This is a genomic window from Sorangium sp. So ce362 (genome assembly GCF_051519845.1).
Taxonomy (GTDB): domain Bacteria; phylum Myxococcota_A; class Polyangia; order Polyangiales; family Polyangiaceae; genus Sorangium.
In genome coordinates this window covers 1818245-1831407 of the sequence record NZ_CP150332.1, presented here as the reverse complement: position 1 = coordinate 1831407, position 13163 = coordinate 1818245, and the positions used below count along the sequence as shown (strand labels likewise).

Genomic DNA, 13163 nt, shown 5'->3' with positions numbered 1-13163 from the left:
GCGCGGGTGCACGTCTCAAGGTGGGCCAGGGCCCCGTCGGCCCTGCAGGCGCTGTTCGTCGCGGCGGGGCTCCTGCCCGCGCGCGCGCTCGCGGCGCCCGCAGAGCCCCGCGCCATCGATCTCCGCTGGGAAGCGCCGGACGGGTGCCCGCCGATCGACGAGGTCCGGAGCGAGATCGCCCGGCTCCTGGGAGCGTCGGAGCAGCGCCAGCCGATCGAGGTCGAGATCGCCGTCGCCCGCGGAGGCGGCGCGCGCCTCCGGCTCGATCTGCTCATCCGCGCGCCGTCGCCCGGCGAGCGCGTGATCCGCGGCGACGACTGCGCGTCCATGTCGCGGGCGGCGGCGCTGATCGTCGCGATGTCGATCGATCCCGACGCGGTCGCGCGGAACGCCACCGCGCAACCCGCCGCCCAGCCCGCGCCGCCCTCGGCGGTCGCCGCCCCCGTCGCCGGCGCGCCGCGCCGCGCGCCTCCCGCGGCGGCCCGGCCTCCAGCGGCTGCCGAGCGCGACCTGGAGGGGGCGCTCTGGCTGAGCGCGCAGGTCGAGCAGGCGCTCGTGCCGGCGATCGGCGTCGGGCTCGCCGCGGGCGGCGGGATCCGCAGCGGCTGGTTCCGCGCCGACGGGGCGGCCGGCGTGGTGCCGTCGAGCTCGAGCCGCATCGCCGGGATGGCTGCCGGCGCCGAGTTCCAGCTCTGGTTCCTCGAGGTCGACGCGTGCGCGCGCGCCCTCGCGCGCCCCATCGGCGTGTACGTCTGCGCGCTCGGCCGCCAGCACTGGCTCCTCGCCAGGGGGCGCGAGGTCGACGAGGCCTTCACCCACACGGCGCCGATCTTCGCGGCCGGGCTCGGGACGCTGCTCGAGTGGCGCATCGCCGGGCCCCTGAAGGTCGAGGGGGCGCTGCACGCCGTCGTCCCGCTGCGGCGGCCCCGCTTCATCGTCGAGAACCTCGAGGGGGCCGTCTATCGCCCTCCGGCCGCAGGTCTCAGCGCCCGCCTCGGCCTCGCGCTGGCCTTCTGAGCCTCAGGGCCGATCCGGGCCGGCATTCCACGCGGCCTCGACCGCGCAGCCGGCCAGCGCCTCGCCGTAGATGCGCAGCTCGTCGTAGCGCCCACCGAAGTACGGGTCCGCATCGAACTGGGACCGCCCGAGCCAGTTGTTCACGTCCTGGATCCCCGAGAGCGGAAAGTCGACAGTGTCGCTGCCGAGGAGCGCGCCATCCAGGTAGAGGGCCAGGGTCGCCGCCGCGCCGTCGAAGACGACGGCGACCTGATGGACCTCGCCGTCCTCGAGCGTCGGCTCGGCGTGGATCGCCACCTCGCCCCTCACGCCGCTGTCGCTCGCGAGCGCGGAGACACCCCGCACCTCGAAGCCCGTCGAGGGGGTGATCACCAGGTAGGACGTTCCCACACCCCCCTCGCCTTCGACGGGATCTTCGCCTCCGCTGGCGAGGCCGAAATCGACGATGCGCAGGTAGGCGCCTCCGCGGTCGCGGGCGACCCAGACCATGACGGTGACGTCGCGCAATCCCGCCAGGAGCCCCGCCGGCAGATCGACGTAGTCGTCCTCGCCATCGAGGGTGAGCCCCCCTCCGCCGTCGAGGCTCGCGCCGCCGAGGATCGCGCCGTCAGCACCTCCGATGAGATCGGCGACGACATCCCCCACACCGTCGAACGTGTACCGATGTGTCGGCGACGGCAATACATCACAGGAGATCGTGCCATCACCCCCTCCACCACCGCTGCCCGCCTCACCGCCGCTGCCCACCCCACCGCCGCTGCCCGTCTGACCACCGCTGACGCTCGCCGCTGACGCCGGATTCATACGGCCCACCGCGATCTCCTCGTCCGCCCCGCACCCGGACAGCCCGAGGAGCAACACCATCACCGGAGTTTTCTGCGCGCAGGGCACGGCCTGATTTTAACGCGGCCCCGTGGTCGATTTGATCACGAAATCGGCACGCTCCGGTCACGAGGGGACAAATGCCGAATCCACACGCGGGAGACGACGATGACGTTCAGACTTGACCGAGTGTTCGCGAGTCCGTGGCTCGCCGCCGGGGGATGTCTCCTCGGCATCTCGTGCACTGGCAGCCTCGGAAGCCAGGACGATGGAAGCCAGGACGATCCGGAGCAAGACGTCTCCGTCGCGCCAGACGGGATGCCCGTGCACCACATGACAGCGTCGGAGTACAACAACACCGTCGCCCACCTCCTGGGAACGCGCCTGAGGCCCGCGGATGGCTTCCCCGCCTTCGGCGCGAAGGGCTTCGACGCGAACGTCAACGCGCTCTCGAACCTCTCGCAGGTCCTGGTCCAGGGGTATTACGACGCCGCCAAGGAGCTCGCCGCCGACGCCTTCTCGGACGAGGCGCAGCGCGCCGCGATCCTCGTGTGCGACCCGGCGGAGAGCGCGGGCGACGGGTGCGCGCGCGAGATCATCGAGCGCTTCGGGCTGCGCGCCTTCCGCCGCCCGCTCGAGGCGGCGGAGGTCGACCGGTACGCGGCGCAGTACACCGACGCGCAGACCACCCTCGAGATGTCTCCCGTCGAGGCGGTGCAGCACGTCGTCCGGACCCTGCTGACGTCGCCGAATTTCCTTCTGAGGATCGAGGAGGGACCCGACTCCGAGAGATCGCCGGGCGCCCTCAACGGCCACGAGATCGCGTCGCGCCTCTCGTACCTGCTCTGGAGCTCGCTGCCGGACGAGGCGCTCTTCGACGCGGCGGAGGGCGATCAGCTGGCCACCGAGGACGAGCTCAGGCAGCAGGTGGACCGCATGCTGGCCGACCCGAAGAGCGCCGCCTTCTTCCAGAACTTCTTCGGGCAGTGGCTCGGCACGCGCACGCTCCCCAGCCACAACGCCGACGCGACCCGGTTCCCGATCTGGAACGACGAGGTGAAGGGCGCGATGCTCGACCAGGTCAACGCCTACTTCGTGAGCTTCACGACCGGCGGGCGGCCCTGGTCCGAGTTCCTCACGGCGCCCCACCCGGAGAGCCGGCTGCTCGAGCCGCTCTACGCGAACGACCCCGAGGGCGCGCGCGAGGGGTTCCTCACGCTCCCAGCGTTCCTGACGCTGTCGTCCCGCGCGGACCGGACCTCTCCCACGTCCCGCGCGAAGACGATCCTGGAGCAGTTCTTCTGCGTGCCCATGGCGCTGCCCGCCAACGTGGACATCCCGGAGCTCGGCGACGCGGGCGGGGGCGAGGGCCCCATCGAAAACGTGCGCCAGGCGCTCGAGAAGCACCGCGCGTCGCCCGACTGCGCGAGCTGCCACAACGTGCTCGATCCGATCGGGCTGAGCCTGGAGCACTTCGACCCGATCGGCGCCTACCGGACCGCGTACCCGAACGGCGACCCGGTCGACGCGACGGGGGTGTACGAGGGCGTGGTGTTCGAGGACATCTCCGGCCTCGTGCCGGTGCTCGTGGAGTCCGCCCAGTCGGGGAGGTGCCCCACCGAGCAGGTCTTCAGCTACGCCCTGCGCCGGCGCCCGAACGGCGGGGACAGGACCAGGCTCACGGAGATCGCCGAGCGCTGGGGCGGCGGGACGGTCGCGGCTCTGGTGAAGCAGGTGGTGACCAGCGAGGCGTTCCGCCTTCGAGCGAAGGACAAGGCGCCGTGAGGCCGCGCGGGTTGATTCTGCACAAGACGAGGCACGAAGGAGCGATGCGCACATGAAACGCTTGATGACACGCAGAAACTTGTTGCGCGGCGCGGGCGTCTGCCTGGCGCTGCCGTGGCTCGAGAGCCTCGCGCCGCGCCGGGCGAGCGCTGGGGAGCCCGGCACCCCGAAGCGCTTCCTGCTCTGCACCTTCCCGAACGGGGCGCCCCATCACTGGTGGGAGACGGCCCCGGCGTTCGGAAAGACGCTGAAGGGCGCCGATTTCAAGCTGCCGAGGGTGCTCGAGCACTTCGCGCCGGTGAAGTCGAAGATGCTCATGATAAGCCGCCTCGGCAACTACACGTGGAGCACGGAGCAGCACCCCTACATCGAGCCTTCCCACTCGCGCCTCGGCGCGGCGCTCTCGACCTGCGTGGACGCCGATCAGCTGGGGAGGGCGGCGCGCCAGGACCTCGGCGAGTGGGTGGGCAACGGCGTCTCGGTCGACCAGCTCATCGTCCAGAAGGCAGGCCCGGAGCAGGCGACCCGCATCCCGTCGCTGCAGACGGGGCTCGGCGTCAAGCCCGGCTTCTTCGACCAGCGCAGCTACGCCTACAATCAGGTGCTCTCCTGGAAGAGCCCGCGCGAGCCGCTGAAGCGCTCGGTCAACCCGAAGGCGGTGTTCGACGCGCTCGTCGGCGCGGGCGCGGCGCAAGGGGGGTCCGTGCCAGGGCAGAGCGACGAGCAGACCAGGATCGAGGCGGAGCGCCGCGCGGCGACCGAGAAGAGCGTCATCGACGGCGTGCTCGCCGACGCGAACTCGCTCATCAACCGGGTCGGCTCCGAGGATCGCAAGATCGTCCAGCAATACCTGGACTCGCTGCGCGAGATCGAGAAGAACGTGACCCGCGTGCAGTCGACGATGACCCCCCCGGCGGGCCTGAGCTGCAGCCTGATCGACAAGCCCGGCGTGGTCCCCGAGCCGCCGGGCCAGGCGGAGGGGCTCAACGAGAACGACAACACGGGAGCCGGCCCGTACAAGCACGACGATCACGCGAACGTCATGATCGACCTCATCGTCATGGCCATTCAATGCGACGTGACGCGCGTGATCACCCACATGCTCGACGACATGCGCTCCGAGTTCGAGTATCGGTGCATCCCGGAGGACGTCCGCGCCAAGGTGGGACTCGCGTACAGGAGAGAGAGCAGCCTGCACTTCCACTCCTCCCAGCACGCCGCCGGCAACATGGACCGCGCGACCCAGAACGGCCAGTACAAGATCGTCCAGCAGAGCAACCTCGACTACGCGGCGATCAACTGCTGGCTCGCCCAGAAGACCGCGCAGCTCGCGCAGCGGCTCGACGCGATCCCCGAGGGCGACGGCACGGTGCTCGATCACAGCGTCATGGTGCACATGAGCGAGATGCGCTCGCACGATCACGACGGGTACGACCTGCCCATCGTGCTCCTCGGCGGCGACGGCGTCTTCTTGAACGACGCGCACGTCGCCTACGACGCCCTCGGCAACGATCGCCAGCTCCGCGATCTGTGGTTCACCATCATGAACCAGTACTACGGCCTGGGCATCTCGTCGTTCGGCGAGGATCGCCGCGGCGAGCCGAACGCGCTGCTCGAGGAGATCCTGCGGTAGCGCGGCGAATCACGGTCTCCACGGCGCTCCGGGTGCGGACGGGGCGCGCCTCGCTCAGAGCCCCGAGCGGCGCGCCATCCGCTTCGTGAACCAGCGCACGGGGCCGGGCGCCACGCGGGCAGCGAGGCTCGCCGTCTTCACGAAGAGGCTCGTCTCCAGGACGTCCCGGCCCGCCTCGACGGCGCGCACGATCCCCTCGGCGACCGCCTCGGGGCTCTGCGGCTTGTGGCCCGGCGGGCGGTAACCGACGTTGTCGTCGGTCACCACGGCGTTCGCGTGGAACGGGGTCGCGACAGGGCCCGGACGCACAACGAGCACCCGCACGCCGCGCGACGCGAGCTCCGCGCGGAGCGACATCGCGAGCGCCTCCAGCGCGAACTTCGACGAGGCGTACGCGCCCATCCGCGGCGCGGCGACGATCCCGGCGATCGACGAGACCATGACGATCGTGCCCTTCGCGGCCGAGAGGGGCTCGATCGCGAGCTGCGCGAGGCGCACGGGCGCGACGACGTTGAGCCGGTAGATCGCCTCGAGCTCGGCGGGGTCGATCTCCAGCGAGGGCGCGTAGTAGCCGCGCCCGGCGTTGTTCACCAGCACGTCCAGCCGGCCGTACGCGCCGAGCGTCCGCTCGCAGAGCGCCCTGCGGTCCTCCTCGACGGTCACGTCGCCGGCCACGGCGAGGGCGTCGCCGCCCGCCGCGCGCACCTCGGCGGCGACCCGCTCGAGCGCCTCGTGCCCGCGCGCGCTCAGCACCACGCTCGCCCCGCGCTTCGCCCAGGAGAACGCGAGCGACCGACCGATTCCGCTGGATGCACCGGTGATGACGACGACAAGGGCCATGTCGGCGAGAGTATACGCCCCGCGGATGGCGAGGTGAAACTTGCTGCCCCAGGCCGCGCGCACCCCTACGATACGCAGCTTGCTTGGCGGCCAGCCGCAGCAGCGTACGCCGCCCGGCTCGCGCCGCTCATCGGCCCTCCCGACCCGGGTGTACATGAAGAAGTTCGTCAAAGCGCTGTTGATGGGATCATGGCTTCTGGCGACCGCCGCCTGCGACGACGGGCGGACCGAGCCGCCCTCGGGCACGGGAGGAGGCGGCAGCACGGGAGAGGGCGGGAGCGGAGCAGGAGCCAGCGGCGCCGGCGGCGGGAGCGGCGGAGCCGGGGGCGTCCGGTGCGCTGGCTCGGACGTCGTGTGCCCCGAAGGGTCGCGGTGCCAGATCGACGCGGAGGGCAAGCCGTCGGGCTGCGCTGCCGGGTGCGAGGAGGCGCGCGCCTGCGGTGACACGGGGTGCTGCAGCCCCGGCGCCGCGTGCGTGGACGGCGCCTGCGCGGCGGCAGACCTCGTGCTCGAGCCCACGCAGCGCGGAGAGCCCGTCACCTTCGCCTCGATCAGCGTGGGCGAGGACGCGTGCGAGCTGTTGCACGGCTGCGTCGGCGCGAGCGGCCGGCGGGCGCTCATGCGCTTCAACGTCTCGCTCAGGAACGCCGGCGACGTGCCGCTCGACCTCGGCGTGCCCTCGGAGAGCGCCGTGTTCGAGCCGAATTTCTGCGAGGACAGCTACGTCGTCCCGCGCTTCTTCCGCGCGCGCCTCAAGCAGGGCGAGGCGACGGTCGCCGAGGGCGAGCTCGACGCGCGCTGCGTCGCGATGCGGGGCGGCCGGTACAGCTGCAATGCGCAGGGCCTCGGCCCCGGGGACCGCGTCGAGCAGCCCGGCACCGTCGCCTGCAACGCTCTCGACGTGACCGGCGTGGCGGCCGGGCTCTACGAGCTCGAGATCACCGTCAACCCGAACCGGACCCTCGCGGAGGCGAGCTTCGACAACAACACCCTCGTCCTCTCCGTCGACTACCCCGCCTGCGACGGCGCGATGTGCGGCGGCGCGTGCTGTCCGTACGGCCACGCGTGCTCGGCCGGCGTCTGCATGGTGCCCGACCTGCGCCCGGACAGGGAGCGCATCGTCGACACGGTCCAGTTCGCGTACCAGACGTTCCCCGCGGATGCCTGCGAGATCATGGAAGGGTGCATCGGCGGCCCCGGCAGGCGGCACCTCCTCCACTTCGAGGGGCGCATCGAGAACGCAGGGCCCGGCCACCTCGACCCGGGCCCCGAGTTCGACAGCCCGCTCTTCGAGTACGCGCAATGCCACGGGCACTTCCATTTCAGGGAGTTCACCGATTACCGGCTGCTCGACGCGGACGGCGAGGTCGTCTCGCAGGGCCACAAGCAGGCGTTCTGCCTGACGGACATGGAGCCTCTCGATTTCGAGTCCCCGGCGACGCCGGGCTTGCCGACCTCGGGGGGCACGGGGTGCAACTTCCTGAGCGCGGGGTGGGCGGACATCTACAGCGTCGGCACGCCGTGCCAGTGGATCGACGTGACGGACGTACCCGAGGGGAATTACATCCTCCGCGTCGCCGTCAACCCGACCGGCGCGGTCGCCGAGCAGTCGATCGAGAACAACGTGGTCGAGGTGCCCGTCCACGTCCCGGCGTTCGCGCCCTGCGTTTTCGAGCCGGAGATCTGCGGTGACTTCGTGGACCAGGACTGCGACGGGATCGCCGACAACGGATGCGGGGGCAGCACGTGCAGCTTCCCGTTGCCCGAGGTGTGCGGCAACGGGCTCGACGAGGACTGCAACGGGGTCCCGGACGACGGGTGCGCCCCGATCCCGGGCGCCGACAGCTGCGAGACGCCGGGGGAGCTCTCGGACTCGGCGGATTACACGGCGGAGATCACCGCGGAGAACACGCCGGACGTGGCGCTCTCGTGCGGCGGCGAGGGCGGCGAGGTGTTCTTCCGGTTCACGCTGCCGTCCGAGCAGGTCGTGTACCTCGGGACCCTGGAATCGGAGCTCGACACGGTGCTCGCGGTGCTCGAGGGCGACGGGTGCGGCGGCGCCCCCATCGGCTGCGCGGCCCGCAGCTGCGGCGGCGTCGCGCTGGGCGCGCACTACGCGGCCAAGCTCCCGGCCGGGACCTACACGGTGGTGGTCAAGGCCGTGAGGCCCGGGGATCGCGGCAGGGTGCGCCTCCGGTTCCAGCGCCCGTCGTGCCTCGGGGAGGGGGCCGGGGTCATCGCGGGCAGCGGCCTCGTCAGCGGCGACACAACCCGGGCGCCGATCCCTCCCGCGGCCGTGTGCGGTCCGAGCAGCCCCGAGCAGCCGTTCTATGTCCCCGTGTGCCCGGGGGTCCCCATCCTTGTGTCCTCGTGCGGCCTGACGGACTTCCCGATGACGCTGAAGACCGCGGACGATGCCTGCAATCCGGTCAACGTCCAGTGCTCCAGCGCGCTCAACGCGTGCGCGGGTACGCCCGAGGGCGCAAACGCCTCGATCTTCGGGATGCGCCCGGGAGGGGGCCTCGGCTCCATCACCGTGAGCGGACGCACGCCGGTGGATTTCGGTCCGTACCAGCTCTTCGTCACGCCATTGCGCTGAGGGAGCGCGCCGCAAGCGCGTGACCCCCGCGGCGGCGCTCCGCCCCCTCTCCACGAGCGAAGTTTGCGCTCGACCTTGGGCGATCTGCGGTAGAACCGCGCCATGCGAGCCAACCATCCGTCCGAACGGAGGCGCCTCCGGGCGCTCTCGTCCCTGTCGAGCGCGCTCGTCGCCGCGCTCGGCCTGACGTTGCCCGCCTACGCCGCACCCCCGGCCGCGGCGCCCCCGGCCGCGGCGCCCCCGGCCGCGTCAGCGCCGGCCACGACCAGCGTGAGCGTCATGATCCCGGTCGAGAAGTACACGCTCCAGAACGGGCTCGAGGTGATCCTGCACGAGGATCGCCGCACGCCCGTCGTGGCCGTCAACGTCTGGTACCACGTCGGCTCCAAGGACGAGCCGGGCGGCAAGAACGGCTTCGCGCACCTCTTCGAGCACATCATGTTCCAGGGCTCGAAGCATGTCGGCGAGGACATGTTCTTCAAGTACCTGGAGCGGGCCGGCGCGAGCGAACGCAACGGGACCACCAACGCCGACCGCACGAACTACTTCGAGACCGTCCCGGCCAACGAGCTCGCGCTCGCGCTCTGGCTGGAGAGCGACCGGATGGGGTGGCTGCTCGACCACGCGAACGAGGAGACGTTCGCGAGCCAGCGCAACGTCGTGAAGAACGAGCGCCGCCAGAACTACGAGAACGCGCCCTACGGCCTCGTGCCGCAGTTCCTCCGCGCGGCCCTGTTCCCGGAGAGCCACCCCTACCACCTGCTGACCATCGGCACGCCCGAGGACCTCGACGCCGCGCGGATGCAGGACGTCCAGGCCTTCTTCCGGACGTTCTACGTGCCGAACAACGCGACCCTCGTCGTGGCGGGCGACATCGCGCGGGACAGCGCGAAGGAGCTCATCCAGAAGTACTTCGGCCCCATCGCGAAGGGCGCCCCGCCGCCCGTCGTGTCGAAGCCCGACCCCGGCGACCTCGCGACCGAGAAGCGCCTCGAGATCGAGGCGGACGTGGAGCTGCCCCGCGTGACGATCAGCTGGGTGACGCCGCCGGGCTTCGCGCCCGGCGACGCCGAGCTCGACCTCGTCGCCAACGTCCTTGCCTCGGGCAAGACGAGCCGGCTCTACAAGAAGCTCGTCTACGATCTCCAGATCGCGCAGGACGTGTTCGCGGGCCAGGCGTCGAGCCAGCTCGCCAGCACCTTCCAGATCACGGCCACGCTGAAGAAGGGCAAGTCGCCCGAGCAGGCGCTGAAGCTGATCGACGCCGAGCTCGAGAAGCTGCGCAAGGCGCCGCCGACGCAGGACGAGCACGAGCGGGCCCGGGCGAAGCTGCTCTCGGATCTGATCTTCAGCATGGAGCGGGTGACCGCGCGCGCGAACGCCATCAACAACTACAACCAGCTCGCCGGCGATCCGGGGTACTTCCCGAAGGACGTGGCCAGGTACGAGGGGGTCACGGCCGCCGACCTGCAGAAGGCGACCGCGGAGCTCCTGCCCCGGGGCAGGCGCGTGATCGCCCTCGTCACGCCGAAGCCGGGCGCCCCGAAGGCCGGGCGCCTCGTGAAGCAGACCGCGGCCGGCACGGCCGCGCCGAAGGGGGGTTGAGCCATGCGCATGAAACGAATCCTCTCCGTCTCGCTCGCCGCCGCGGCGCTCGCCGCCTGCGCCTCGAACCCGCCGGCGCCGCCCGCCGCGACCGCCAAGGCGCCGTCCGCGCCGCCCCCCGCCGCGGCGCCGCCGCCCGCGCCGGCGGACACTTTCCGGAAATCGTCGCCGCCCCCCGGGCCGGAGGTGGTCTTCGTGCCGCCGCGGATCGAGGAGGCGAAGCTCGCGAACGGGATCCGCGTCCTCGTCGTGGAGCGGCACGAGCTGCCGATCGTGGCGGTGGACGTGACCACCGTCCGCGGCGCCGACCAGGCCGATCCGGGCGTCGGCGCGTTCGCGGGCGCGATGCTCACGCAGGGCACCAGGACCCGCACCGCGCTCCAGTTCAGCGACGCGCTCGGCAAGCTCGGCGCGAACTTCTCGTCCGGGGTCGACTTCGACGGCGGCGGCGTGCAGGGCCAGAGCGTGACGCCGCGGTTCGGCGAGATGCTCACGCTGCTCGGCGACGCGTACATGAACCCGGCGTTCGCGCCGGCCGAGATCGAGCGCGAGCGGTCGCGCCGCATCACCCAGCTCGCCGAGATGAACGACCGGCCCGCGTCGCTCCTCTCCATCACCCAGGGCCTGGTCCTCTACCCCGAGGGCCACCCTTACAGCACGCCGCTGCTCGGGACCGAGGCGGCGCTGAAGAAGATCACGGCGGGCGTCCTCGCGAGGTTCCACGCCGCGCAGTTCCGGCCGGAGCTGACGACCGTCGCCATCGCCGGGAACATCACCAAGGCCGACGCGGTGAAGGAGGTGGAGCGGGTCTTCGGCGCCTGGAAGGGCCCGATCGGCGCGCCGCCCGTCCCGGCGAAGGCGGAGCTCCCCGCCGAGCCGCCGGCGATCGCGGCGGGCGCGCCGCGCATCGTGCTGGTCGATCGGCCCGGGCTCACGCAGTCGACCGTGACGGTGACGCTGCCGGGCGTGCCGCGCGCGACGAAGGACTACGACGCGCTCCTCGTGATGAACACCCTCCTCGGCGGGCAGTTCTCGAGCCGGCTCAACCTGAACCTGCGCGAGAAGCACGCCTACACCTACGGCGCGCGCTCCGGCTTCGACATGCGCCACGGCGCGGGCCCGTTCTCCGCGGGCGGCGCCATCGTGCGGGAGAACACCGGCCCCGCCGTGAAGGAGATCCTCGCCGAGCTCGAGCGGATGCGGAGGGAGCCGGTCACGATCGAGGAGCTCGCGGACGCCAAGGCGAACCTCATCCGCCAGCTGCCGGCCCGCTTCGAGACGGCAGGCGCGACAGCGTCGACGGTCGCGAGCCTCGCTGTCTACGATCTGCCGCTCGACGAGTTCGGAACGCGGCCGGCGAGGCTCCAGCGGATCACGCCCGCGGACGTGCAGCGGGTCGCGCAGAAGTACCTCGTGCCCGAGCAGCTCCGGGTCGTCCTGGTGGGCGACGCCGGCGCCCTCGGAGAGCAGCTCCCGGCGTTGCAGCTCGGTGAGGTCACCGTCCAGAAGGCGCCGGGCGTGAAGGCCGGACAGCCGGCGGCCGGCAAGCCCGCCGCGCCCCAGGCCGGCAAGCCCGCCGCGCCCCAGGCCGGCAAGCCCGCCGCGCCCCAGGCCGGCAAGCCCGCCGCGCCGCCGGCGGCTCCCCCTGCAGCGAAGAAGCCGTGAGAATCGCGGTGCCGCTCGCCTGCGTGGCGGCTGGCGTGGAGCACGCCAGCCGCCACGCAGGCGGGCCCGGCGGCGCCGGCCACCTCGCCGGCCGGCGTCCCCCACCCCTTCTCGCGGGCGCTCAGGACGTCGCTGATGCATGAACGCGCCGGGCACCCGAGCGCGCAGGCCACCGCGAGCGCACCGCGTCGCCCGAGCGGCCGATCCCGAGGACCCGCGCGATCGGCGCGCCGTCGCCCGAGGCGGCGGCGGGGCGCGGGCGCGCCGGCAGGCCGCGATCCATGGTCGCGCCATGCCGATCTTCGAGAAGCGCACGCGCATCGCCGCGCCCCCCGAGCGGGTCTTCGCCTTCCACGAGGAGCCCGACGCCCTGGAGCGGCTCACGCCCCCCTGGGAGCGGGCGCGGGTCCTGGAGAAGGCCGGCGGCATCCTGGTCGGCGCGCGCGTGGTCCTGGAGGCGCGCATCGGCCCCGTCCCGGTGCGCTGGGTCGCGGAGCACACGCAGTACGAGCAGGGCCGGATGTTCCAGGACACGCAGCGCAGCGGGCCCTTCAAGCGCTGGGTCCACACCCACCGCATGGATCCCGACGGTTCGGGCGGCTGCACGCTCACCGATCGCGTGGAGTACGAGCTCCCGCTCGGACTCATTGGCCGGCTCGGCGGCGCTCGCTTCGTCCGGCGCAAGCTGGAGCGGATGTTCGACTACCGCCACGAGGTGACGCGGCGGGCCTGTGAAGCCCCGCCGCAGTAGCCCGCTCGCTCGAATCGCCGACGTCGCGGCCATCGCGCGACGCGCCCCCTCACCGCGGCCATCACGCCGCGCGCGGGTGCCGCGGCCTCTGCCATCCGCGTCAGCGGCGCGGATCGCCCTCGGGCCGCCCACCCGGGTGCGCCGGGTCGAACTGCGCTGGTCGATCTTCGTGCGGTCCGTCCGCCGTGTACCCCCGCTGCGAGGCGCCCTGCTGGCGCGCGATCTTCTCGATATCGCTCGCTCCCTGCGTCGTCTTGTCGTCGTTCAGATGCCGCGTCGGCGCTCCCGGCTCCTGCTGCTCGCCGCCCACCTGCTGCTCCGCCTGTTTGCTCGGTCCTGCATGCTCTTTCGTGCGTTTCATTGTGTCCCTCTGGAGCCCGATCGCCGAGCGTCAACCGGGTTGCTGTGAGGCAGGCGCAACGGTGAAGGATTGATTGATTCCGCGC

General features: G+C 72.0%; 10 protein-coding genes. 7 read left to right on the top strand and 3 right to left on the bottom strand.

Features of this window, described 5'->3' with window-relative positions:
* Window positions 1-6 precede the first annotated feature (6 nt).
* Complete coding sequence (locus tag WMF17_RS07220; protein ID WP_437648750.1) at window positions 7-1017, top strand: hypothetical protein; 1011 nt, start codon at window positions 7-9, stop codon at window positions 1015-1017.
* 3 nt (window positions 1018-1020) lie between these two features.
* On the opposite strand, the gene WMF17_RS07215 is transcribed toward WMF17_RS07220, so the two are convergent.
* On the bottom strand, window positions 1021-1881 hold the full coding sequence (locus WMF17_RS07215; protein ID WP_437604220.1) for a LamG domain-containing protein: 861 nt from the start codon (window positions 1879-1881) through the stop codon (window positions 1021-1023).
* Window positions 1882-2007: 126 nt separating this feature from the next.
* Here WMF17_RS07215 and WMF17_RS07210 point away from each other — a divergent pair, with 126 nt between their 5' ends.
* Entirely contained in the window at window positions 2008-3624 is a 1617-nt protein-coding gene (locus tag WMF17_RS07210) for a DUF1592 domain-containing protein (RefSeq protein WP_437648749.1), read from the top strand.
* 64 nt (window positions 3625-3688) lie between these two features.
* Complete coding sequence (locus WMF17_RS07205) at window positions 3689-5257, top strand: DUF1552 domain-containing protein (RefSeq protein WP_437648748.1); 1569 nt, start codon at window positions 3689-3691, stop codon at window positions 5255-5257.
* 54 nt (window positions 5258-5311) lie between these two features.
* Here WMF17_RS07205 and WMF17_RS07200 read toward each other — a convergent pair whose 3' ends face one another.
* Complete coding sequence (locus WMF17_RS07200) at window positions 5312-6097, bottom strand: SDR family NAD(P)-dependent oxidoreductase (protein ID WP_437601218.1); 786 nt, start codon at window positions 6095-6097, stop codon at window positions 5312-5314.
* Window positions 6098-6278: 181 nt separating this feature from the next.
* On the opposite strand from WMF17_RS07200, the gene WMF17_RS07195 reads away from it, so the two are divergent.
* From WMF17_RS07195 to WMF17_RS07180, 4 genes are all read left to right on the top strand, one after another.
* The gene (locus WMF17_RS07195) at window positions 6279-8696 is read left to right on the top strand and encodes a lysyl oxidase family protein (protein WP_437648747.1); all 2418 of its coding nucleotides are present in this window, start codon (window positions 6279-6281) and stop codon (window positions 8694-8696) included.
* Window positions 8697-8798: 102 nt separating this feature from the next.
* Window positions 8799-10301, top strand: coding sequence for a M16 family metallopeptidase (locus WMF17_RS07190; protein WP_437648746.1), 1503 nt, complete (start codon window positions 8799-8801; stop codon window positions 10299-10301).
* A gap of 3 nt (window positions 10302-10304) precedes the next feature.
* Window positions 10305-11966 (top strand): M16 family metallopeptidase, encoded by a 1662-nt coding sequence (locus WMF17_RS07185; RefSeq protein ID WP_437648745.1) that lies wholly within the window; start codon window positions 10305-10307, stop codon window positions 11964-11966.
* 292 nt (window positions 11967-12258) lie between these two features.
* Window positions 12259-12717, top strand: a complete 459-nt coding sequence (locus WMF17_RS07180; protein WP_437601214.1) for an SRPBCC family protein — start codon at window positions 12259-12261, stop codon at window positions 12715-12717.
* A 100-nt stretch (window positions 12718-12817) separates the two neighbouring features.
* On the opposite strand, the gene WMF17_RS07175 is transcribed toward WMF17_RS07180, so the two are convergent.
* Window positions 12818-13078 carry a hypothetical protein gene (locus WMF17_RS07175; RefSeq protein ID WP_437601213.1) on the bottom strand — a complete coding sequence of 87 codons (261 nt, stop codon included), beginning with the start codon at window positions 13076-13078 and terminating at the stop codon, window positions 12818-12820.
* Window positions 13079-13163 lie beyond the last annotated feature (85 nt).